At 62.8% G+C, this 20101-nt stretch carries 26 protein-coding genes and 2 tRNA genes; 17 read left to right on the top strand and 11 right to left on the bottom strand.

Features of this window, described 5'->3' with window-relative positions:
* From Q3C01_RS25050 to Q3C01_RS25035, 4 genes are all read right to left on the bottom strand, one after another.
* Positions 1-347, bottom strand: a 347-nt coding sequence (locus Q3C01_RS25050; protein WP_458147960.1) for a PrsW family glutamic-type intramembrane protease, incomplete at its 3' end; no start/stop codon positions are given.
* Between the two features lie 528 nt (positions 348-875).
* Positions 876-1148 carry a hypothetical protein gene (locus tag Q3C01_RS25045; protein ID WP_458147959.1) on the bottom strand — a complete coding sequence of 91 codons (273 nt, stop codon included), beginning with the start codon at positions 1146-1148 and terminating at the stop codon, positions 876-878.
* Between the two features lie 651 nt (positions 1149-1799).
* Positions 1800-1934 (bottom strand): hypothetical protein, encoded by a 135-nt coding sequence (locus Q3C01_RS25040; protein WP_458147958.1) that lies wholly within the window; start codon positions 1932-1934, stop codon positions 1800-1802.
* Between the two features lie 786 nt (positions 1935-2720).
* A tRNA-Glu gene (locus Q3C01_RS25035) sits at positions 2721-2795 on the bottom strand.
* 205 nt (positions 2796-3000) lie between these two features.
* Between Q3C01_RS25035 and Q3C01_RS25030 the strand changes: the two genes are divergently transcribed.
* The 3 genes from Q3C01_RS25030 to Q3C01_RS25020 are packed head-to-tail and all read left to right on the top strand — an operon-like array spanning position 3001 to position 3737.
* Positions 3001-3255: a PilZ domain-containing protein gene (locus Q3C01_RS25030; RefSeq protein ID WP_458147957.1), complete on the top strand. Its 255-nt coding sequence runs from the start codon at positions 3001-3003 to the stop codon at positions 3253-3255.
* A gap of 56 nt (positions 3256-3311) precedes the next feature.
* Complete coding sequence (locus Q3C01_RS25025) at positions 3312-3563, top strand: hypothetical protein (protein ID WP_458147956.1); 252 nt, start codon at positions 3312-3314, stop codon at positions 3561-3563.
* A gap of 12 nt (positions 3564-3575) precedes the next feature.
* The gene (locus Q3C01_RS25020) at positions 3576-3737 is read left to right on the top strand and encodes a hypothetical protein (RefSeq protein ID WP_458147967.1); all 162 of its coding nucleotides are present in this window, start codon (positions 3576-3578) and stop codon (positions 3735-3737) included.
* A gap of 3 nt (positions 3738-3740) precedes the next feature.
* Here Q3C01_RS25020 and Q3C01_RS25015 read toward each other — a convergent pair whose 3' ends face one another.
* Together Q3C01_RS25015 and Q3C01_RS25010 are read right to left on the bottom strand one after the other, a co-directional pair.
* The gene (locus Q3C01_RS25015; RefSeq protein ID WP_458147955.1) at positions 3741-4385 is read right to left on the bottom strand and encodes a glutathione S-transferase family protein; all 645 of its coding nucleotides are present in this window, start codon (positions 4383-4385) and stop codon (positions 3741-3743) included.
* A gap of 303 nt (positions 4386-4688) precedes the next feature.
* Positions 4689-5141: a VOC family protein gene (locus Q3C01_RS25010; protein WP_458147954.1), complete on the bottom strand. Its 453-nt coding sequence runs from the start codon at positions 5139-5141 to the stop codon at positions 4689-4691.
* 174 nt (positions 5142-5315) lie between these two features.
* Between Q3C01_RS25010 and Q3C01_RS25005 the strand changes: the two genes are divergently transcribed.
* Together Q3C01_RS25005 and Q3C01_RS25000 are read left to right on the top strand one after the other, a co-directional pair.
* A complete protein-coding gene (locus Q3C01_RS25005; RefSeq protein WP_458147953.1) occupies positions 5316-5666 on the top strand; it encodes a GrlR family regulatory protein in 351 nt (116 codons plus the stop codon).
* Positions 5667-5825: 159 nt separating this feature from the next.
* The gene (locus tag Q3C01_RS25000; protein ID WP_458147952.1) at positions 5826-6032 is read left to right on the top strand and encodes a hypothetical protein; all 207 of its coding nucleotides are present in this window, start codon (positions 5826-5828) and stop codon (positions 6030-6032) included.
* Between the two features lie 222 nt (positions 6033-6254).
* On the opposite strand, the gene Q3C01_RS24995 is transcribed toward Q3C01_RS25000, so the two are convergent.
* Positions 6255-6485 (bottom strand): hypothetical protein, encoded by a 231-nt coding sequence (locus tag Q3C01_RS24995; RefSeq protein ID WP_458147951.1) that lies wholly within the window; start codon positions 6483-6485, stop codon positions 6255-6257.
* Positions 6486-6782: 297 nt separating this feature from the next.
* Between Q3C01_RS24995 and Q3C01_RS24990 the strand changes: the two genes are divergently transcribed.
* Entirely contained in the window at positions 6783-7052 is a 270-nt protein-coding gene (locus Q3C01_RS24990; RefSeq protein WP_458147950.1) for a hypothetical protein, read from the top strand.
* A gap of 69 nt (positions 7053-7121) precedes the next feature.
* Here Q3C01_RS24990 and Q3C01_RS24985 read toward each other — a convergent pair whose 3' ends face one another.
* Positions 7122-7286, bottom strand: a complete 165-nt coding sequence (locus Q3C01_RS24985) for a hypothetical protein (protein WP_458147949.1) — start codon at positions 7284-7286, stop codon at positions 7122-7124.
* Positions 7287-7746: 460 nt separating this feature from the next.
* Here Q3C01_RS24985 and Q3C01_RS24980 point away from each other — a divergent pair, with 460 nt between their 5' ends.
* From Q3C01_RS24980 to Q3C01_RS24960, 5 genes are all read left to right on the top strand, one after another.
* A complete protein-coding gene (locus tag Q3C01_RS24980) occupies positions 7747-8508 on the top strand; it encodes an SIR2 family NAD-dependent protein deacylase (protein ID WP_458147948.1) in 762 nt (253 codons plus the stop codon).
* Positions 8509-8710: 202 nt separating this feature from the next.
* Positions 8711-9373, top strand: a complete 663-nt coding sequence (locus Q3C01_RS24975; RefSeq protein WP_458147947.1) for a cold-shock protein — start codon at positions 8711-8713, stop codon at positions 9371-9373.
* A gap of 131 nt (positions 9374-9504) precedes the next feature.
* Positions 9505-9981, top strand: a complete 477-nt coding sequence (locus Q3C01_RS24970) for a DUF192 domain-containing protein (RefSeq protein WP_458147946.1) — start codon at positions 9505-9507, stop codon at positions 9979-9981.
* 74 nt (positions 9982-10055) lie between these two features.
* Positions 10056-10132 (top strand) — tRNA-Pro (locus Q3C01_RS24965).
* A gap of 143 nt (positions 10133-10275) precedes the next feature.
* Positions 10276-10650 (top strand): hypothetical protein, encoded by a 375-nt coding sequence (locus Q3C01_RS24960; RefSeq protein WP_458147945.1) that lies wholly within the window; start codon positions 10276-10278, stop codon positions 10648-10650.
* A 301-nt stretch (positions 10651-10951) separates the two neighbouring features.
* Here the strand turns inward: Q3C01_RS24960 and Q3C01_RS24955 are convergent, their stop codons facing one another.
* Positions 10952-11140: a hypothetical protein gene (locus Q3C01_RS24955; RefSeq protein ID WP_458147944.1), complete on the bottom strand. Its 189-nt coding sequence runs from the start codon at positions 11138-11140 to the stop codon at positions 10952-10954.
* 306 nt (positions 11141-11446) lie between these two features.
* Here Q3C01_RS24955 and Q3C01_RS24950 point away from each other — a divergent pair, with 306 nt between their 5' ends.
* Entirely contained in the window at positions 11447-11641 is a 195-nt protein-coding gene (locus Q3C01_RS24950; RefSeq protein ID WP_458147943.1) for a hypothetical protein, read from the top strand.
* Between the two features lie 24 nt (positions 11642-11665).
* Here the strand turns inward: Q3C01_RS24950 and Q3C01_RS24945 are convergent, their stop codons facing one another.
* Positions 11666-12844, bottom strand: coding sequence for an OpgC domain-containing protein (locus Q3C01_RS24945; protein ID WP_458147942.1), 1179 nt, complete (start codon positions 12842-12844; stop codon positions 11666-11668).
* A gap of 287 nt (positions 12845-13131) precedes the next feature.
* Here Q3C01_RS24945 and Q3C01_RS24940 point away from each other — a divergent pair, with 287 nt between their 5' ends.
* Both Q3C01_RS24940 and Q3C01_RS24935 read left to right on the top strand, forming a co-directional pair.
* Positions 13132-13437 (top strand): ETC complex I subunit, encoded by a 306-nt coding sequence (locus Q3C01_RS24940; RefSeq protein ID WP_027527719.1) that lies wholly within the window; start codon positions 13132-13134, stop codon positions 13435-13437.
* A 100-nt stretch (positions 13438-13537) separates the two neighbouring features.
* Entirely contained in the window at positions 13538-14035 is a 498-nt protein-coding gene (locus tag Q3C01_RS24935; protein WP_458147941.1) for an Lrp/AsnC family transcriptional regulator, read from the top strand.
* A gap of 63 nt (positions 14036-14098) precedes the next feature.
* Here Q3C01_RS24935 and Q3C01_RS24930 read toward each other — a convergent pair whose 3' ends face one another.
* Positions 14099-15127, bottom strand: a complete 1029-nt coding sequence (locus tag Q3C01_RS24930) for an AraC family transcriptional regulator (protein ID WP_458147940.1) — start codon at positions 15125-15127, stop codon at positions 14099-14101.
* Positions 15128-15229: 102 nt separating this feature from the next.
* Between Q3C01_RS24930 and Q3C01_RS24925 the strand changes: the two genes are divergently transcribed.
* The 3 genes from Q3C01_RS24925 to Q3C01_RS24915 all read left to right on the top strand — a co-directional run bounded on the left by Q3C01_RS24925 (position 15230) and on the right by Q3C01_RS24915 (position 20100).
* Positions 15230-16402, top strand: coding sequence for an isovaleryl-CoA dehydrogenase (locus tag Q3C01_RS24925; protein ID WP_458147939.1), 1173 nt, complete (start codon positions 15230-15232; stop codon positions 16400-16402).
* Positions 16403-16477: 75 nt separating this feature from the next.
* Positions 16478-18082, top strand: coding sequence for a carboxyl transferase domain-containing protein (locus tag Q3C01_RS24920; protein WP_458147938.1), 1605 nt, complete (start codon positions 16478-16480; stop codon positions 18080-18082).
* Positions 18083-18096: 14 nt separating this feature from the next.
* Positions 18097-20100, top strand: coding sequence for an acetyl/propionyl/methylcrotonyl-CoA carboxylase subunit alpha (locus tag Q3C01_RS24915; protein WP_458147966.1), 2004 nt, complete (start codon positions 18097-18099; stop codon positions 20098-20100).
* Position 20101 lies beyond the last annotated feature (1 nt).

Here is a 20101-nt window from a genome sequence, read left to right as displayed (position 1 = left end):
GCGCCATAGACCACCGTGTCCATCGGATTGGCAAAGGTTCGCCGCTTGGTCGAGGAGACCAGCACGATGGCGATGACCTTCACCGCTTCCTCCGGCAGCGCCACTCCGAAGATCGAATGCATGGCGAGCGCCGCCCAGGGATCGTCAGGGGCTGCGACCATCTTGGCGAACGGCGCACGGGCGAGCCCCAGCAGCGAAATGCTGGCCGCACCGAGCAGGAAGGCGGTCCAGACCTGGGCCGGCGGGCCGGGGCGCTCCTCGGCTGCGATGACGAGCCAGAGCATCAACAAAGCCGGTGCGACGGCGGCCGTCCCGATTACGGTCGGCAATGCTTCAAGCAGTGTCATCATCGGTTGGACAATAGGTTCCCTTGGTCAGCTTATCCACGTGTGGCGATGCGACGATGTGTCATGTGCTTGCTGTCGCAACGCTTAACGATTCCGACGGCTTCCGTTCATCCGCGCGGGGAACGGGAGTCGAAACACCAGCGCAATGAACCGCATAACCATCTCCGCTCGATTTTTTGATCAAGCGCCGGGCGCGTCGCATAGAGCGATGGTTTGTCGGAAAAATCAATGGATTGAGGCCGTTTCCTCGCTTCACGATGTGCGCGTTCGGACCACGTATCCATAAGCGAAATCACGCCGGGCAGGCAGAGGCACTTTGGAGCGCCTATCGCTGAGGCGGCGATTGGTTGCGGCGAGCGCGCACCTGCTCCAGCTGCCAGAAGACCCGCACAAAACATAACCCCAGGCACACGATGATGAGCAGCAGCAGGAATGCCTGATAGGGAGCGGCAAGATGTATCATGCCCCTGACAAAGCAACAGCTATGCCATCTGTTCCCCGCGGCGGCCGGCGTCCGGTGCAGACACGCTACCAATGCAGCTCGCCTGTTGCCGTGCCCGTATATACGCCGTCCGAGGCTGATTGAACATCGGGCGAGATGTCAAACGTGCCAAGATGGAATTCATCACCGACGGCATCGGCCGACGGCACGTGCGCGAGGAGTGTGAAGGCCGCATGGGGATATTGCTGCCAGACCTGGAGGTCGCCCTCCGTGATCGTCAGCCAGCCGAACGTGTACATGTAGCGGCCAGGCTCGGTGACCCGGCCGACGCGTTCCCAAGTGATCTTGTTGACAGCCATTCGGTCTCCGATCGCAAGCGAGCAATGACAGCGAAGGCCGCGCACAAGGCACGGTCTGAAACAAGTTTGCCTCGGCAATTTGGTCCGAGACAAGGCGATTTAATCGACGCAGTTAAGACAGGGGATCGCCCGCGCGGGGTACTCTATTAGAGTTTCAGACCTGAGACAGTCCGGCTGGGCCACGGGTTGTCAAATGGAACCTTGGCATCACCGGCCGATGAGCAGGACGATCGTCGCCAAGAGAATGGCGAAGCCGATAGCGGGGACGATGATCCAGGCGGTTTCGTTCCTCATGCGCTGATGAGGCCGGAATTCGCGGTATTCCGATAGCTATACGTTGGTTTCAGCGAGTCCGGCGCTGGCGCTGCCTGGCGGGAGCCGCTGTTTCCTTAAAAATCAATGGGTTAGCGAGCGTGTTGAGGAAGCTAAATCTACTGCTTCCCAGAGTTCTTTTGCGCATCCCCAACGCGAAGGTGGTCCGTTCCCTTGCTAGGATGAGTCGTTGGGAACCTACGGCGATCGCCTGACGTGAGCCCCGCGCTCTCAGCCTGCCGGTTCACGCTGGCGGGCTACGCGGCATCCCAGCTCCAGAGAGGTGACGAGTTGGGGCCAAGGAGTCGCACACCGCGATGCCCCGATCGAGCCGGCAGATCACCGGTCGGTATGGGGGATCTCGTAGCGCTCCAGCCGCTCGACGGCTGCCTGCTGCTCGTGATGTCCCAACCACAGGACGAAGAGGATCAGCGAGCCACCTAAAGCAGCCAGGCCGAAAGCAAGCTGACTCATCCAGTTTGAATGCGCAGCAGGGGCCCGCGTTCCTGCGTTTTCTCGCCGGCGCGACTTCGGTCGCTCGCCCTATATTGAAGGGCTGACCGATCCGCAGGGCATATGGGTTTTGGCCAGGCGCCCGTGCAGGCACTCTCCATGTCGCTCGTGGGCGAAGGCAAGCAAGCCCATGACAATCAAAGCCGCTACGACACACACGGTTACGAGGTTCTGCGTCATCGTGCCACTCCATGTGCCGGAGTCTGATCCGCGTCTATGGGGCAGGATTAGCACATCATCGACGAGCTCGGGCGGTGAACGACAAACTGCCCGCCAGCTCCTAGGCTGACGGATTCTCCATGCGCCGCAGTCTCAGCTTGGCAGGTGACTTTTTCTTCCTTGAGGGCGAGAGGACCTGCGGACTTTCACTGTCGGGCTGGCGTTCTTGCTGAGCTGGCGAAATGGGCCGTTCAAATTTGGCGGCCCACCGCCGGGCGGACCGTCTTTCAAGTTCGAGAGGGACCGTACTCACGACCGGAACTCCGGGTTCGCGATCCTGCCCTGGCTTGGAGACCTCAACGCTCGCCACGTCTCAAAGGTCCCTTCGGGATGCTCATCAGAGCCATATGGCAATCAGCTCATCGCGCGCATGCTCTAGTTCACAGCGTTCGGCGGCTTACCCCAGGCAGAGCCGCTCCATTGCTCAGCTCAATTTCCCGGTCTCGGTCGGACAGGCGAGTCAACACTCGCAGATTGGACAGCTGTTGGTCACAGCGAAGGAAGGAACAGCCAAGTCTTTGATTTTGTTGGCGCTCCCTAGCGGAATCGAACCGCTCTCTCCACCGTGAAAGGGTGGCGTCCTAACCGATAGACGAAGGGAGCAAGACTTGCGCCGGGGCCCAAACGAGTCGTACCCGGAATGCCCTGCGGCGCGCGAACGTATAGTGGCCTTTGGCTGGTGGGGCAAGTCGTTCGGGAACGTCTTTTCGGACCAGTGGAGAATGTCGCCTCCGGGTGAGTTCCGGGGCAATTTCAACGGTTTCTTAGGGGTCCCTGCGATAGCGCTGGAGGAGGAGATTTCCAGCCGATGGCCGCAACCAAGAAGCGCGCAGCCCGTAAATTGCTGTCCCGGCACGCCTGGATCACGCTCGACGGCGGTTTCGCCGCGCGGCATTGCCTCGTGGCTGACATCTCGACGTCAGGGGCGCGCATCACGCTTGACGAGGACGCGGCTCAGCTGCCCGGTGTCATCCGGCTGGCCTTTGCGCGCGATGCCCGGACGGGCCGGAGCTGCCAGGTGGTCTGGCGGCGCGGCAGGTCCGCCGGGATCAAATTCATCTGACCTTCGGCCGCGCCGGCCCGGATGGAAACCGGACCGTGCCCGCGCTACAAGGCAGCATGCGCGCTATCTCCCTCATCATCATCGCCATCGGCTGTCTCGCAATCTCGTGGGCCCGTGCCGAGACGGCACGCCTGCCCACATCGGAGCGGTCGCCACCGACCGGCAAGGTGCTTCCGCTCAAGGGTACGGGGAGCGCCAATGCCTGTGCCGCCTACGGCCCGGGCTTCGTCAAGGTCGAGGCCACGGGAAGCTGCGTCAAGATCGGCGGCGCGGTCGATATCGGCGTTGGCGCCTCGAGCCGACGCTAACGGCGCGTGCCGGTGGACCGGCTGTCGCTCGACATCATCGTTCCCGTCCTGATGTATTGCGCGCTGCTCTGGTGGGTCGGCCGCGGCATGAGCTGGACCGCACGCCTCGCAACCACCGCGGTCACGCTCGTGCTGGTCGTCTGCGTGCTGCTGGTCGAGCGCGGCTGGCGCTAACCTTCACGACATGGGAGGCGCGACGTACTTTTCGAAGCCATGGCGGCTTGCGAACTGCGCGAACCAACGGTTCAGATTGGAAAGCGTTGGGCGGGTGATGCCCTCGACGCCGAGCCAGCGCCGCGCATAGGCACCGAGTGCGATATCGGCGATGGTGAAGTCATCACCCTCGACGAAGCGGCGTGTCGCAAGCTGCTGATCGAGGATGCGCCAGACCTCGGCCGCCGCGTCCGCATCCTTCTGGATCTGCACCATGTCGCGCGCGGCCGGCGGCGTGCGCACGATGCCCCAGAAAACCGGGCGATCGGCCGGCTGGAGCGTCGAGAGCGTCCAGTCGAGCCAGCGATCTATGCCGGCGCGTTGTCTCGCGGCTTGCGGATAGATCGTCGTGCCCTGACGGTAGGCGAGACAGAGATAGCGCATGATGGAATTGGATTCCCACAGCACGTAGTCGCCGTCGACCAGCGTCGGAACGCGCGAATTGGGGTTCATCGCAAGGTAGTCGGTCTCGCGCGTGCGGCCGAATTGCATCCCGGCATCGATGCGCTCGAAAGCAAGATTGAGTTCGGTCAGGCACCACAGCACCTTCTGCACGTTGACCGAGTTGGCGCGACCCCAGACCGTCAGTTGCGGCTCTTGCTCCGGCACGCTGCTCCTCCCGCGTTCATGCTTTGCGCGGGTGATAGCGGAATATCGCGCATCGAGCGAGCTGCGTTCGCGTAGCGGTCTCATGCAAAAAGCTCCGCCCAGGGCGGAGCTTTCAGACGCATCCGACAACCGGTGACAACGTCAGTGGCCGAAGAAAAGCCACAGCAGAATGATCACCGGGATCGGTACGCCAAGCAACCACAGCAACAGCCCTCTCGCCATTCGTGTCCTCCTCCAGATGTCCTCGTTGAGGGGAGAACGCCGACGGGCAGGGCTCGTTCCACACGGAACGCGCGTGCTGCTTTACCAGTGGCCGGTGTTCGGCATCGATAGCCACGGCTCCTGCGGCGGCTTCGGCTCGCCCTTCTGGAGCAGTTCGATCGAGTGCAGGTCGGGCGAGCGTACGAACGCCATGTTGCCGTCGCGCGGCGGACGGTTGATGGTGACACCGGCTTTCATCAGCCGATCGCAGGTCGCGTAGATGTCGTCGACCTCGTAGGCGAGGTGGCCGAAATAGCGGTCCTCGCCATATTTCTCTTCGTCCCAGTTGTAGGTGAGCTCGACCAGCGGCGCACCGCGCGTCGAGGGTTGCTTCTTGAGCGCTTCGAGGTCGTCCGCCGAGCACAGGAAGACGAGCGTGAAGCGCCCCTTGTCGTTCTCTATCCGCCGCACCTCCTTCAAGCCGAGCGCGTCCTGGTAGAATTTCAACGCGACGTCGAGATTGCGCACGCGCAGCATGGTGTGGAGGTAACGCATGGTCTTTTCTCCCTAGGCGGTCTTTGACTGAGGCGAGCTTGAGTTCGGCAGTTCCATAGCAGCAAACGCGCAGCGAGGGCAGGGGGAGGAGCATGTAACGGGCTGCATGGCAGGCTCGCGCTTCACGCTGCTGCTCGACGCTATGGCTGGCAAGGGTGTATCGTCGCAGCTGCCATGAAGAACGGGCTCTACTCCATCCACATCCACATGCTCGACGGCGTGAGGGGTCGCGACAGCGGCGTGCTGGTGCTGCGCGATGGGGTGCTGCTCGGCGGCGGACCATATTTCTGGTCACAAGGCTCGTACACGTTCGGCAACGGCACCTGGAAGGGCGAGCTCGCCACCAACCAGCACACGCCGTATGCCGATCCCTTCGTCCGGCCGCTGTTCGGCGGGCAGGAGGTCACCAGCGGGTTTTCCGGGACGTTCACCGACAAGGAGGCGGAGGTGTTCGGCACCGTGCTGGTCGGCGGCAACCGCAGCCTGAGCTTTCGCGCGACGTTGAAGCGGCTCGCCGAAATCTGATTGCACGCTGGAAACCGCCGCGCGGCAAAACCTAACGAAAGCTTGCACGAGATCGGACAAGCCTATTCGGTTAGGTTAAAAGCCGGATCGCGTTGCAGTTGCGGCGCATTGCGATAGGTGTCGGCTCGCAGGCAAAGCCAAACGCGAGAGCCAGACACAATGGCCATGACACCACCTTCGACGCTGTCCTTCTACCAGGCCGACCGGCAGACCTTTCGTCGCGTCACGGTCGTCGGCGTGCTGTTCTGCGCCGCCTTCGTGATGATCAGTTATTCGCTGCGTCCGCAGGTGGAAGACGGGTCGCACATGCTCGTGAAGGCAGACCAGCTGGTGCGCACGGCGGGGCAATCGCCGCAGACGCACTGAGTGCGCCGCCGTTCGTCCGAATCCTATCGCGGCAAATGTGAGTCATCGCCGGGGCCTCGGACCCGCGAGGCGCTGCGCGCGGCCAGCACCAGGAAGCCGGCGTAGCCAACCAGGTTGAGCAGGACTTCAAGCCACGCTGGCATCGCAGCCTCTTTGCGCGAACGAGGATAGCCAACGCGTTAGGGGCAGGTTTGTTCCACGCCCCCCGACAAGGAAAGTTGCTCAGGTGCCGGAGGATGGATCCAGCCGTCGTCCGAGGCACGAGACCGAAGTTGCCGAAGGCGAGCCCTTCAGGAACTCGGCGATCGCGCGGGCAAGTTCGCCGTCACTCATTGGCGTCGGTGGCGGGCGCAATGCGCCGACGCCGAAGCTGCGGACGATCTCTTCGTAGTGCTCATCTTGGCGTCTGGGGATGAGCCTGCGGATGCGAACCAGCAATGCGGATATCGGCAAACGGGACCTCCTCGAGTGATCTTCCCCACTGGCAACGGAGCGCCTCTGCTGCCACCGCGCCCTGAAACTGAAAACCCCGCCAACACCACGGAGGATGCTGGCGGGGTCTTCGTGCTTTCGCCTCGACCCGGATGGCGGAGGCTCTGGCACTTGGATTTCAAATGCTCGGGCACTTCTTTTGGTTCCCGATTGAGCCAATTTTTTTGTGACGACCTCGGTTTCATCGACATGCGGTAGCGCGCAACCATTAGACGGTGCGAACGTTGGTCCCTGCAAAGAGTGATGGAGGAGAAGCGCATGAAAAGGACATTGGCAATACTGGCCACCGTTGCGACGGTTGGTGTGACCGCGGCTGCGGCACCGGCGCAGGCGCGCCACATCGGGCCGGGTCTCGCATTCGGTCTTGCCGCCGGCGCACTCACGGCGGGCGCGATCGCCGCGTCCCATCCATACTATTATGGCCCGGGCTACTATGATTACGGCCCGAGCTATTATTACGGACCGGGTCCCTACGCCTATTACGGCGGTCCGGTCTACCACAGGCATCATCACTGGCGTCACTGGTAAGACCAAGCGCCAAAACGAAAAGCCCGGAGCAGCGCTCCGGGCTTTTTGCTTGTTCAATTCAAAACGGCCTTACGGCCAAAGCGACGGGCGCTCGACCTTGCGGGCGTTCTCCAGCGTCGAGACAAAATATTCCTCTCGCTCGCGTTTGAATTTTTCCTGTGTCGCGCGAAAAGCGGCGACGCGCACGGCGATCTCGTCACGCTCCCTTGCTTTACGCTGTTCTTCTTCTGTCATGTTCATCCCCTTCTTACCAACTGACCTCAAGCGCTGCCCGCCGCATCGCGTTGAGTCGGATTCGAACGGACGCATTGATCGACCTCGAATGGGGCGTCAATGGGGACGAGGCATTGCCGGATTGTGATGAGCAATAGGCGGAAAAGTTTTCCGACCTCGTCGCGCTTCATAGTGGATAAGAGTGTCAACCATCTTGTCGCTTGCGCGTTCTGCCGCTAGCCCAAATGAGCAAATCAGCAGGCTGAGGTGGCGAAGACTGGACTCTCTGAGCATTGAAGTGCTCGCGCAATTGCGCGAGCATGCGAATGCGAGGCTCATGCAGAAGATCGCCGCGCGCTAGTGCCAGATGCGCAGGCTGCGGGGGCGTCATTTGCGATCAGCGAGATTTGCGATGAGCGAGGTCATCGCAACCGGGCCGGGCGTGCTATAGGAGGCACATTGGCGAACGGGATGGCTGCCTATGATTGCATCAGATCTTCGCAGCGGCGTAGACAGGCTCGGCGACATGATCGCTGCGGCGCGCTCCATCGTGCCGTTCACAGGTGCTGGCATCTCGACCGAATGCGGCATCCCCGATTTCCGCTCGCCGGGCGGATTGTGGACGCGTAATCGTCCGATTCCGTTCGACGAATTCGTCGCGAGCCAGCAGGCGCGGGACGAATCCTGGCGCCGCCGCTTCGCGATGGAGCCGACCTTTGCCGCAGCAAAGCCCGGACGCGGCCATCGCGCGCTGGCCTCGCTCTATCGTGCCGGCAAGGCTCCCGCCGTCATCACGCAGAACATCGACAATCTGCACCAGGCGTCCGGCTTCGCCGCCGACCACGTGATTGAGCTCCATGGCAATACCACTTACGCGCGGTGCGTCGGTTGCGGTGAGACCTATCAGCTCGACTGGGTGAGGCGGCGGTTCGACGCAGACGGCGCCGCGCCTGACTGCAGCGTGTGTGCCGAGCCAGTAAAGACAGCGACGATCTCGTTCGGGCAAGCCATGCCGGAAGATGCGATGCAGCGTGCGACTGAGCTTGTGCAGCAGTGCGATCTCTTCATCGCGATCGGTTCCTCGCTCGTGGTGTGGCCGGCAGCGGGCTTTCCGATGATGGCGAAAAATTGCGGCGCGCGTCTCGTGATCATCAACCGCGAGCCGACCGAGCAGGACGACATCGCCGACCTCGTGATCCATCATGACATCGGCGAGACCCTGGGGCCCTTTGTCGGCAACTGATGACGTCGAATTTGATTCGTGGCTATGCAAGGCTGTTCATAGGTTCCGGCGAATCTCTTTTTTGTCTATGCGTCGCAACCGGGAGTGTTATCTTTTGATTCGAGAGATTCGTGTGGCGTCGTGGTGAGAAGTTCTCGTCCAGACGCGTGATTCGGCACCGTCGCTGAGGGCGGTTTGCCTTTGATGTGTGAGGTCCGGGGTTATGGGGTCGTCGGACGGATTCGAGTCCAAGAAGGTCGGAGTTCCGGCGCCGGGGGCGGCGTCTGGGCGGCTGGCACCAGGCGAGATAACAGGTGTCGGTCGCGATCCAGCGCTTAGTCCCTTCACCGGGCTTGGTGAGGCCAGCGCCAACCTTGTCGAAGTCACGGGCGTCATCAAATGGTTCGACGCTTCGAAGGGGTATGGCTTCATCGTTCCCGACAACGGCTGGCCCGACGTGCTCCTGCACGTTACCGTTCTCAGGCGCGACGGTTTCCAGACCGCCTATGAGGGGGCCCGCGTCGTCGTCGAGTGCATCCAGCGCGCCAAGGGTTACCAGGCGTTCCGCGTCGTCTCGATGGACGAGTCGACCGCGATCCACCCGGCCCAGATGCTGCCGGCGCGCACCCATGTCACGGTGACGCCGACGAGCGGGCTCGAGCGTGCGCAGGTCAAGTGGTTCAACCGGCTCCGCGGCTTCGGCTTCCTCACCTGCGGCGAGGGCGCGCCTGACATCTTCGTGCACATGGAAACGCTGCGCCGCTTCGGCATGACCGAGTTGCGACCGGGCCAGTATGTGCTGGTCCGCTACGGGCCGGGCTCCAAGGGCATGATGGCCGCCGAGATCCATCCAGAGACCGGATCGCCCGGGCTCCAGTCCCACTAACCACCAGTTCTTCCAGCCGGCTGTTCCCGGATTCGTGAGCAGCCGTGGCGGGTGGGGGCGTCTGGCATTTGCCATGATCGCTGGGTTAGGATGCGCATCCAATCCCACGCCGCTGGCATGAGTGCCGTTCCATGAATTTTGATCGCAAGGCAGCCTGGTCCCTGGTCCGGGGCTTGTTGGCCGTAATCCTCGTTTTTGCCGCTTGCGCCGGCCCCATCCGGGCCGCAAGTTTCCAGCCGCTTGAGATCGCGACCAGGAACGGCGTCCAGGTGTTCTCCGTCGAGATGGCCACGACCGAGGAGGAGAAGACGACCGGCCTGATGTACCGAAAGGAGCTCGCCGACGGGAAGGGCATGTTGTTCGACTTCTCGCCCGAGCAGGAAGTGTCGATGTGGATGAAGAACACCTACATCTCGCTCGACATGATCTTCATCGCTGCGGATGGTCGCATCCTGCGGATCGCCGAGAATACCGAGCCGCTGTCGACCAAGATCATTCCTTCGCGCGGTCTCGCCAGGGCCGTCCTGGAGGTGCCGGCCGGTACGGCGCAGAAATACGGCATCCGCCCCGGCGACCGCGTCGCGCACCCACTGTTCGGCGCCAAATAGGGCCACAATCGGCGGCGCACAGCCGCCTTGCTGGCAGCCCTTGAAGCGTGTATCGACAGGGCCCGCTGGACATTCGGGGTATAGCGCAGCCTGGTAGCGCGGCAGTTTTGGGTACTGCAGGTCGTTGGTTCGAATCCAGCTGCCCCGACCAGCCCCGCCTCGGCTTTTGAGACCGCGATGCTGGCGTTTTGCAAGCAATCCTGACGCCTGTTTCGGCCAGGAGCCGCGTTGAAGAAAAGGGCGGATCGTGCATCTTGCGTGCGCCCGGCAACATCTCCTGAAGGCGAGGCTCCCATGTCGATCACGGCGATCGGTTCGACCTCCAGCGCAGCGGCAACGTCCCAGTCCGCAGCAAGCTCTTCTTCCTCGGCGACATCGTCCACATCGGCGACGACCTCGTCTTCGGCGACTGCATCGTCCTCCCAGTCGGCGGGCGGAAGTGGCGGAGCGGGCGGCGGTAGCGGCAGCTCTGCCAAAACCATCGTCAGCGAGGTCTCCACGACCGTGAACGGGATTACCACCACGGTCATCACCTATTCCCACGGCACGACCGAAGTCGAAACCTCGGTCAGCGCGCAAGGCGGTCAGAACCAGGGTGGTCAATCCAGTTCGGCTGGTCATACCTACACGGCTCAGGGCACGCTCAGCACGACTGCCGGGAGCACGTGAGGCGGAGCGGCGGGACGGGGGCTGGCGGTCGATCGCTTGCGCACCGGCGTCTTGCGCAAGCGTCCGTTCAAACCTTGGGTCTCTGTTCGTAGCGTGTCACGACTTCTGCGCGATTTTTCACGCAGTTGGCGCATGGGCCGCGTGCGAAATTGTCAAGGCGTCATCGAACCTTTGGGGCCCGCAACAGACATACGGGTATTGGGGATTTCAGCGCCCAATATCTAAACGGACGCCGCCAAGCGACGATATTCCGCTTGTGCGGCGTCGCGCTTTTTCAGAGTCGACAAATTAGCCGTGCGTCTCAGCTCGACGCGCACCAGCCCAGCGGGAACGGGACGAGCGGCCAGACCGTCTCGTTGTCGTTCGCTGCATCGGGCAGTTCTTCGGCGGCTTGCCTGGCGGTTGGCACGGATGGCGGAGACGCGATCGCCAGATGCAAACAAGCACATTGCAGATTCATGTTGAGCAAATTCATGGTGAGCAAATCCATGGCAATCGCCCCTGATAGCAGGCGTCTCAAAATTCAAATTCAGTTCTAAATCGTCACGCGCCCCAAAACGGCACGGTCATCTCAAATGTCACGCGCATTCTAGAAAAGACCGGGCGCCGTTTCAACTGCCACTGGTCTGCACATTCGCGAGAGTTAAGGTTGACCGGTTAGGTTAAGCACGCGCTCGTGTTGCGGCCATCTTGTCGGCTGTTATCAAATCGGTCCCGGCCCGCCGCTGTGCCTACGAACGTAGCTCACACTCCATCACAGAGATCGCGGCGCTTCGTTTCTTGCGAGTTTCTCGTCATGGTTTTCGATCGCAGCTCCCAAATTCCCACTTCACGATCCGGTTGGGCCGAGATCTGGCACTTGTGGACCATCATCGTGCCGAGGCGCTCGATCAACGGGCAGTTGGTCTACGGCAAGGTCTGGCGCCGCCACGACGGCCGTCAGTGGATCTACAAGAAGTTCACCGAATATAGCGAGGACGAAGCGGCCTGAGGCGGCCGCTTCGCGTTTGCTCGCTCAGCCCGCCTTCGCAGCGGTGGCCGCTGGCTTCGCGGCGGCGGGCGGCTTCAGCGGCTTGTCCTGCCGCTTCGACCAGGAGATGTAGTAGGCGACCGTCGTCATGATCGCGATGCCGGCGATGCTGACGAAGAGTTGCGCGAACAGCGAGCCCGAGCTCATCGACAATTCGAAGTGCCCGACGAAGGACAGGAACACGCCGACGCAGAACACAGCGAGCGATTGCTGTCCGCAGACGATCACGGGATCGAACATCTTCCACTCCAGGCCCGGCCAGTCCTTCGGCACGAAGCGGATGACGAGAATGACGATTACGACGAAATGGATGAAGCGATAAGGCGCAAGGTTGGTCTTGTCGTTCGGGTTGAAGGCCGAAAACAGCCACTCCGGAAACATCGCGCCGAGGCTCGGGAAGCGGCCCGCCATGGTCATGATCAGCGCGAACAGAAGATAGGCGAGGCACAAATACAGCGTGATCTTCGAGTTGATCAGCGTCATCGAGCGCCGCGCTCCGCCCATTGCGCACCAGGCACCGAACACGAACAGCACCTGCCAGCAATACGGGTTGAAGTACCAGGAGCCGGCCGGGTAGGCGGTGAGATTCCAGCCGAAATGCCGTGCAGCCAGCCAGAGGATGATGGAGAGCCCCATCGTGAGGTCCGGCTTGCGCAGCATGAACCAGAGGATCGGCGGGAATAATCCCATCAGCACGATGTAGAGCGGCAACACGTCGAGATTGAGTGGCTTGAAGCGCAGGAACAAACCCTGCCGCAGCGTCTCGGTGGCGTTGTCGACGAGGCCGGCGACATTGAACTCGTCGATCATCTCGGAATCGCCGAAGCGCAACGCCAGATAGCTGATCGAGGCGATGTAGATCACGAACAGGATGATGTGGGCGACGTAGAGCTGCCAGACGCGCTTGGTCAGCCGGGTGGCACCGACGACGAAGCCGCGCTCCAGCATCATCCGCGCATAGACGAAGGAGGCGGTATAGCCGGAGATGAAGACGAAGAGGTCGGCGGCGTCGCTGAAACCGTAGTTCCGCGTCGTGATCCAGTTCACGACGTTGTCGGGGATGTGATCGAGGAAGATCGCCCAGTTCGCCACCCCGCGAAACAGGTCGAGCCGGAGGTCACGGCCTTTTTCGGGGAGCGTTGCGTTGATGTTCAGGAAGGCCATCGAAGCGGACTTTCGAGGAGGAAACACAGATCACGGGGCGCGCACCGAGCGCCAGCAGATCAGCCGTACCGCGGGGCCAGGCTCCCGATCCGCGGCGTGCGGGGGGCGAGATTGTCACGGCGCAGCATAATGACTATACCCGTTGGCAACGCTACCTCCAGGATTGTGGAATCACCGTTCAAATTCTCGATACGGTGTTCTCTATACTATCCCGGTGGTTTCCACCAATAGCTTCGGTGACGCATAGAGTTAGACCGAATAGACGTAAAAAGGGGTCCGGCCGTCCAATGACCGCACGCATTTTCAAGCCCGCCAAGAACGCGATGCAATCGGGCAAGGGGAAGACCCGGGAATGGCAGCTCGATTACGAGCCGGAGCAGCCGCGCGCGGTCGAGCCACTGATGGGCTGGACCTCGTCGGCGGACATGAAGCAGCAGATCACGCTACGCTTCGAGACCAAGGAGGAGGCGATCGCCTATTGCGAGCGCAAGGGCATCGCCTACCAGGTGATCGAGCCCAAGGAGTCGATCCGCCGCCCGGTCGCCTATGCCGACAATTTCTCCTTCCGCCGCGGCGAGCCGTGGACGCACTGATCTGGACGCACTGGGCGCCCGCTGGCCCCTGGAGCCCTTGGCAGGGATTTTGGCGCGTGCTTCGCTGGGCGAGGCGTGACGGGATCATGACGAGGTGGGTATGGCGGGGCGTTACCAGCTCGACGGCGTCGACCTGAGGATATTGTCGGAGCTGCAGGAAGACGGCCGCGTCCGCAACAATGAGCTGGCACATCGTGTCGGTATCTCCGCGCCGAACTGCCTGCGGCGGCTCAAATCCCTCATCAGCCGCGGCGTGATCAAAGCAGTCCGCGCCATTCTGGACGAGCGGCTCCTCGGCTACGAGGTGGTCTCATTCGTCGCCATCCAGCTCGGCAGCCAGGCTCAACCGGTTCTGGAGGCCTTCGAGATCTCCGTTGCCGCCATCCCGCGCATCCAGCAGTGCTGGCGGATCTCCGGCGATACCGACTATCTCCTGAAATGCGTGGCCCCGAGCGTCGAAAGCATGCGGCAACAGCTCCTGCATTTTGCCGCCATGCCGAACGTGAAGACCGTCCGCAGCTTTCCCGTGCTGGGAGTTGCCAAGGACGTGCCGTTGCCGGTGCACGAGATCGCCGCAGCGACTGCGCCCGCCGTTTAGTCAGATATGCAGGAGCTCGCCAGCAAATTTTCCCTGCACAGCGGTTGGATCACCGGTGCAAGCTTAACGATACCTGGTGCGAAACTCGCGCGGCGAGGCGCCGGTCCAGTTGCGGAAGGCGCGTGAAAAACTCTTCTCGTTGCGAAAACCGGCGATCTCGGCGATCCGCTTGATCGGCGCGCGGCCGCGCATCAGGGCTTCCCTGGCGAGTTCGAGCTTTGCCTCTTCCTTCAACGCACGCAGCGAGGTTGCCTCGTCGCGCAGGCGACGATGCATCGTGCGGGTCGACAGCGCGAGCTCACTTGCGACGTCGTCGGCGGTCAGGATGCGACCGCGCGCGCTGCGTAGCACGCGCCTGATCCGCTCCACCATCAGGCGGTCGCGTCGGTAGGGCAGCACGGTCAGGCGCAGCGCACCCTTCAGCATATGATCGAGATCGGATGGGCTGCGCTTTAGCGGCAGCGCCAGATAGCGCTTGTCGAAGGTGATGCTGGCGCGCTCCGCGTCGAAGCTAACATTCTTGCAGAAAATCGTTGGATAGACCGAGACGTGGCGCGGCTCGGCATGGGGAAATTCCGCCGCGCGGAGCGCGATCGCGGAATCCACGACCCAGCAGGAGAAGCCGAGCACGTAGCGCAGCAGCGTCACCAGGCAGAATTCGCGCAACGGCCCGAGGTCGCGCTGCTCGCGAATAGAGATCACGGCCGTGTCGCGGTCGACGCCAAGTTCGAACAGCACGTCTTCGGTGAGGATGCGATGATGCCGGCACCAGCGCTTCAGCGCGACCTCGAGATTGGGGGCCGTGATCGAGGCCCGGCACAGCATGCCGTAGGTGCCCCAAGGCAACCGGCGCGAGAACCAGCCGAGCGCCTCATCGTCGAGCTCGCGCATGGCATGGCCCGCAAGCGCCTCGAATTGGGTCGCCGTGACCCGTCCATCCACTGACCTGAGGAGGTCCGCAGGCACCTGGCTCCTGGCTAGCGCCTCGGCCGCATCGCGGCCATATCTGGCATAGGCGGCAACCACCCCGCGCACGAAGGCGGCCGGTGTCACGGCGCGGCGAGGAACTGCTGCGGAGGCTTGAAACGGCATGCCGAATCCTCGCCAACTATGGCGGAAAATGCAACCTTTTCGACGGCCCGAATGCCCGATCGAGGGTAGGTTTGCGGGCAAGACAAGACGGAGGAGCAGCCCATGAACATCCCGAGCATCGATTTCGACCTGGGCGAAGACATCACCATGCTGCGCGATACGGTGCGCGCCTTCGTGGAGGCTGAGGTCGCGCCGCGTGCCGCCGAGGTCGAGAAGGCGAATCTGTTTCCTCCCGACCTCTGGAAGCGCTTCGGCGATCTCGGCCTGCTTGGGATGACCGCGCCGGAGGAATATGGCGGCTCCAATATGGGCTATGTCGCCCACATCGTCGCCATGGAGGAGATTTCGCGCGGCTCGGCCGCCGTCGGCCTGTCGTACGGGGCGCATTCCAATCTCTGCGTCAACCAGATCCGTCGCAATGGCAATGACGCGCAGCGCCAGCGCTATCTCCCAAAACTGATTTCCGGCGACTATGTCGGCGCGCTCGCAATGTCTGAGCCGGGCGCCGGTTCCGACGTCGTCTCCATGAAGTTGCGCGCTGACAAGCGCGGCGACCGTTACGTGCTCAACGGTTCGAAAATGTGGATCACCAATGGCGGCGACGCCGATGTGCTGGTGGTCTATGCCAAGACGGATCCGGAAGCTGGTCCGCGCGGTATCACCGCCTTCCTGATCGAGAAAGGCTTCAAGGGTTTTACGCACGGCCAGCATCTCGACAAGCTCGGCATGCGCGGCTCCAACACCTATCCCTTGTTCTTCGACGAATGCGAGGTGCCGGAAGAGAATGTGCTGGGCGGCGTCGGCGAGGGCGTCAAGGTGTTGATGTCCGGCCTCGACTATGAGCGCGCGGTGCTGTCCGGCGGTCCGCTCGGGATCATGGCGGCCTGCATGGACGCCGTGGTGCCCTACATGCACGAGCGAAAGCAATTCGGTCAGCCGATCGGGGACTTCCAGCTCATGCAGGGCAAACTTGCCGACATGTATTCGACCTGGCAGGCTACGCGCGCCTACGTCTACGCCGTCGGCCGCGCCTGCGACCGCGGCGGTCACGCGCGCTCGCTGCGCAAGGACGCTGCCGCTGCGATCCTTTACTCCGCCGAGAAGGCGACGTGGATGGCGGGCGAGGCGATCCAGGCGCTCGGAGGCGTCGGCTATACCAGCGAATTTCCAACCGGGCGTCTTTGGCGCGATGCAAAACTCTACGAGATCGGCGCCGGCACTTCGGAGGTGCGCCGCATGCTGATCGGCCGCGAGCTGATGGCGGAGACGGCCTGAACGCATTTGGAATCGCCGCGAAAATGGTCCACCCTGCTGCGGCATCTCACCACGTCAAATAGAAGCGCTGGACACATGCCGCTCCATTCCACCATCGATCCTTCATCATCGGATTTCGCAGGCAATTCGGAGGCGATGCGCGTGCTCGTTGCTGACTTGCGGGAAAAGCTCGCCCAGGTCGCCGGCGGCGGCGGCGAGGCCTCGCGCAAGCGGCACACCGCGCGCGGTAAGATGCTGGCGCGCGAGCGTGTCGATCTTCTGGTCGATCCTGGCACAGCGTTTCTGGAGCTGTCGCCGCTTGCCGCTTATGGCCTGTACGGCGGCGATGTGCATTCGGCCAGCGTCGTCACGGGGGTCGGGCGGATCTCGGGACGCGAGTGCGTCATCGTCGCCAATGATGCCACCATCAAGGGCGGCACCTACTATCCGATGACGGTGAAGAAGCACCTGCGCGCGCAGGACGTCGCGCGGCAGAACAATCTTCCTTGCGTCTACATGGTCGATTCCGGCGGCGCCTTCCTGCCCATGCAGGACGACATCTTTCCGGACGAGCGGCACTTTGGCCGCATCTTCTACAATCAGGCGCAGATGTCCTCGCAGGGCATCCCGCAGATCGCTATCGTGATGGGATCCTGCACCGCCGGTGGCGCCTATGTGCCGGCGATGTCGGACGAGAGCATCATCGTGCGCAACCAGGGCACCATCTTCCTGGGGGGCCCGCCGCTGGTGAAGGCTGCCACCGGCGAGGTCGTGAGTGCCGAAGAACTTGGCGGCGCCGACGTGCATTCGCGGCAGTCCGGTGTCACCGATCACTACGCCCAGAACGACGCGCATGCGATCGGCATCGCGCGGCGTATCGTGGGTACGTTGAAACCCGCGAGCCGTCCGAATCTCAACATGCATCCGCCGCGCGATCCGCTGTTTGCGGCGGAAGAGATTTACGGCGTCGTGCCGGTCGACGGCCGCAAGCCTTTCGACGTCCGTGACATCATCGCGCGCATCGTCGACGGCTCGGAATTCGACGAATTCAAGAAGCTCTACGGCACGACGCTGGTCTGCGGCTTCGCCCATATCTGGGGCTATCCGGTCGGCATCATTGCCAACAACGGCATCCTGTTCAGCGAGAGCTCGCTCAAGGGCGCACATTTCATCGAGCTGTGCTGCCAGCGCGGTATCCCCCTGGTGTTCCTGCAGAACATCACCGGCTTCATGGTCGGCAGGAAATACGAAGCAGGCGGCATCGCGCGCGACGGCGCGAAGCTCGTGACGGCCGTGGCGACCGCCTCGGTACCGAAGTTCACGATCGTGATCGGCGGCTCCTACGGTGCCGGCAATTACGGCATGTGCGGGCGCGCCTACAGCCCGCGTTTCCTCTGGATGTGGCCGAATGCGCGCATCTCCGTGATGGGCGGCGAGCAGGCCTCGATGGTACTGAGCCAGGTCAGGCGCGACAACATCGAGGCCAAGGGCGAGAGCTGGTCCAAGGAAGAGGAAGAGAGTTTCCGAAGCCCCATTCGTGCGCAATATGAAAGCCAGGGGCATCCGTATTATGCGACGGCGCGGCTGTGGGACGACGGCGTGATCGATCCGGCCGATACGCGGCTCGTCCTCGGGCTTGGACTGTCAGCGGCGTCGAACGCGCCGATCGAACCCACGAAATTCGGCCTGTTCAGGATGTGACGCAGGAACTGATGATGGACCGCTCAAACCTCTACCGGCGCTTTCGCACGCTCCTGATCGCCAATCGCGGCGAGATCGCCTGCCGCATCATCCGCACCGCGCGTGCCATGGGCCTGCGCACAGTCGCCGTCTATTCCGAGGCCGACCGCGACGCGATGCATGTGGCACTCGCCGACGAGGCTGTGTTGCTCGGGCCCGCGCGTGCACGCGACAGCTATCTGAATGTCGAGCGGCTGATCGAGGCCGCGCGGAAGAGCGGCGCCGAGGCCGTGCATCCCGGCTATGGCTTCCTGTCGGAGAATGCCGAGTTTGCGCGGGCCTGCTTGGACGCCGGATTGGTCTTCGTCGGCCCGACCGCCGGGATGATGACTGCGATGGGCTCGAAGTCGGGCTCCAAGGCACTGATGGAGAAGGCCGGTGTGCCGCTGGTGCCGGGCTATCACGGTGAGGCGCAGGACGAGGCGACGCTTGCGAAGGCCGCCGACAAGATTGGCTTTCCCGTGCTGGTGAAGGCCTCCGCGGGCGGCGGCGGCCGGGGCATGCGCATCGTGCGCTCGGCTGCCGAACTCGGACCTGCGATCGTCAGTGCCAAGCGTGAAGCAAAAGCCGCGTTCGGCGACGACACCATGCTGATCGAGAAATATGTCGACAATCCCCGCCATATCGAGGTGCAGGTGATCGGCGACAGCCACGGCAATCTGTTGTCGCTATTCGAGCGCGAATGCACTCTCCAGCGGCGGCACCAGAAGGTGATCGAGGAGGCGCCGTCGCCGACGCTCAATGCCGCGCAGCGCGAGACTGTCTGTGCTGCCGCGCGCAAGGCGGCCGGTGCGGTGAACTATGTCGGTGCCGGCACGATCGAGTTCGTCTCGGACGGCAAAGACGTGTTCTTCATCGAGATGAACACCCGCCTCCAGGTCGAGCATCCGGTGACCGAGCTGATCACCGGGATCGATCTGGTCGAGTGGCAATTGCGTGTCGCCTTCGGTGAGGCGCTGCCGCTGAAGCAGGATGAGGTCCGCCTCAAGGGGCACGCCATCGAGGCGCGCGTCTACGCGGAGAATCCGACCAGGAACTTCATGCCGTCGGTCGGCAGGATCTCGACCTGGAGCTTGCCTGAGGAGATCGGCGGCCTGCGCATCGACGCCGGCTATCGGAAAGGCGATACCGTCTCGCCCTATTATGACGCAATGCTCGCCAAGATGATCGCGTGGGCGCCGACGCGGGATGCGGCGATCGAGCGATTGAATCGCGGGCTCGAGAATTCCGACGTCCGCGGCATCGTCACCAACATTCCGTTCCTCTCGGCGCTGATGACGCATCCCAAGGTGCGATCGAACGCGATCGATACCGGCTTCATCGAGCGGGAGCTGGCCGGGCTGACAGCGGCAGGCGCTGCGCCCGGCGAGCTTGAGCTGTGTGCGGCCGTTGCGGCTATCGTCAATGAGGAGCGTAGGGCAGCTCAGGGCGAGACCGAATCCCCCTGGCGGACCTTTGGCTGGCAGCCGGTCGGACGGCGTCAGCGCGGCTTCGCCTTCCGCGTCGGCCATGGACCGGAGCAGGAGATTTCGCTGAATTACGGCAGCGGCCCCTCGACACTTGTCATCGGTGAACGGGAGCTGGCTTTCGCGACGTCGCCTAAGGAGGGTGGATTCGATTTGACGCTCGACGGCGTCAAGACCGCCGTTACCGCGGTTATCGACGGCCATAAGCTCTATCTGCGTACGCGAAACGGGCGGTTCGATCTGCACTGGGTGGATCCGTTCGGCGGCGAGAGCGAAGAGCATGTCGGCGAGGACAAGATTGCAGCGCCCTTGCCCGGCACGGTCGTGGCGGTGCTTGCGGAGGAGGGGGCCAAACTGGAGAAGGGCGCGCCGATCCTGACGCTCGAAGTGATGAAGATGGAGCAGACGCTGCGCGCGCCCTTTGCGGGCGTTCTGAAGGCGATCAAGTGCAAGGTCGGCGACATCGTCCAGGAAGGCGTCGAGCTTGCAGAGGTCGAACCTATCGGCGAGTGAG

Source organism: Bradyrhizobium sp. UFLA05-109 (assembly GCF_054185165.1).
The sequence above is the reverse complement of the archived record's forward strand: the minus strand, read 5'-3'. Positions and strand labels throughout refer to the sequence as shown.

Coding starts and splice junctions, on each gene's coding strand:
- Q3C01_RS24920 (WP_458147938.1), top strand. CDS start 16,478: ATGCCGCTCCATTCCACCATCGATCCTTCATCATCGGATTTCGCAGGC.
- Q3C01_RS24950 (WP_458147943.1), top strand. CDS start 11,447: ATGGTTTTCGATCGCAGCTCCCAAATTCCCACTTCACGATCCGGTTGG.
- Q3C01_RS24955 (WP_458147944.1), bottom strand. CDS start 11,140: ATGGATTTGCTCACCATGAATTTGCTCAACATGAATCTGCAATGTGCT.
- Q3C01_RS24940 (WP_027527719.1), top strand. CDS start 13,132: ATGACCGCACGCATTTTCAAGCCCGCCAAGAACGCGATGCAATCGGGC.
- Q3C01_RS25030 (WP_458147957.1), top strand. CDS start 3,001: ATGGCCGCAACCAAGAAGCGCGCAGCCCGTAAATTGCTGTCCCGGCAC.
- Q3C01_RS24985 (WP_458147949.1), bottom strand. CDS start 7,286: ATGACAGAAGAAGAACAGCGTAAAGCAAGGGAGCGTGACGAGATCGCC.
- Q3C01_RS24970 (WP_458147946.1), top strand. CDS start 9,505: ATGAATTTTGATCGCAAGGCAGCCTGGTCCCTGGTCCGGGGCTTGTTG.
- Q3C01_RS24915 (WP_458147966.1), top strand. CDS start 18,097: ATGGACCGCTCAAACCTCTACCGGCGCTTTCGCACGCTCCTGATCGCC.
- Q3C01_RS24935 (WP_458147941.1), top strand. CDS start 13,538: ATGGCGGGGCGTTACCAGCTCGACGGCGTCGACCTGAGGATATTGTCG.
- Q3C01_RS25010 (WP_458147954.1), bottom strand. CDS start 5,141: ATGCGTTACCTCCACACCATGCTGCGCGTGCGCAATCTCGACGTCGCG.
- Q3C01_RS24975 (WP_458147947.1), top strand. CDS start 8,711: ATGGGGTCGTCGGACGGATTCGAGTCCAAGAAGGTCGGAGTTCCGGCG.
- Q3C01_RS25025 (WP_458147956.1), top strand. CDS start 3,312: ATGCGCGCTATCTCCCTCATCATCATCGCCATCGGCTGTCTCGCAATC.
- Q3C01_RS24960 (WP_458147945.1), top strand. CDS start 10,276: ATGTCGATCACGGCGATCGGTTCGACCTCCAGCGCAGCGGCAACGTCC.
- Q3C01_RS25000 (WP_458147952.1), top strand. CDS start 5,826: ATGGCCATGACACCACCTTCGACGCTGTCCTTCTACCAGGCCGACCGG.
- Q3C01_RS25040 (WP_458147958.1), bottom strand. CDS start 1,934: ATGAGTCAGCTTGCTTTCGGCCTGGCTGCTTTAGGTGGCTCGCTGATC.
- Q3C01_RS25045 (WP_458147959.1), bottom strand. CDS start 1,148: ATGGCTGTCAACAAGATCACTTGGGAACGCGTCGGCCGGGTCACCGAG.
- Q3C01_RS24980 (WP_458147948.1), top strand. CDS start 7,747: ATGATTGCATCAGATCTTCGCAGCGGCGTAGACAGGCTCGGCGACATG.
- Q3C01_RS24925 (WP_458147939.1), top strand. CDS start 15,230: ATGAACATCCCGAGCATCGATTTCGACCTGGGCGAAGACATCACCATG.
- Q3C01_RS24945 (WP_458147942.1), bottom strand. CDS start 12,844: ATGGCCTTCCTGAACATCAACGCAACGCTCCCCGAAAAAGGCCGTGAC.
- Q3C01_RS24930 (WP_458147940.1), bottom strand. CDS start 15,127: ATGCCGTTTCAAGCCTCCGCAGCAGTTCCTCGCCGCGCCGTGACACCG.
- Q3C01_RS24990 (WP_458147950.1), top strand. CDS start 6,783: ATGAAAAGGACATTGGCAATACTGGCCACCGTTGCGACGGTTGGTGTG.
- Q3C01_RS25005 (WP_458147953.1), top strand. CDS start 5,316: ATGAAGAACGGGCTCTACTCCATCCACATCCACATGCTCGACGGCGTG.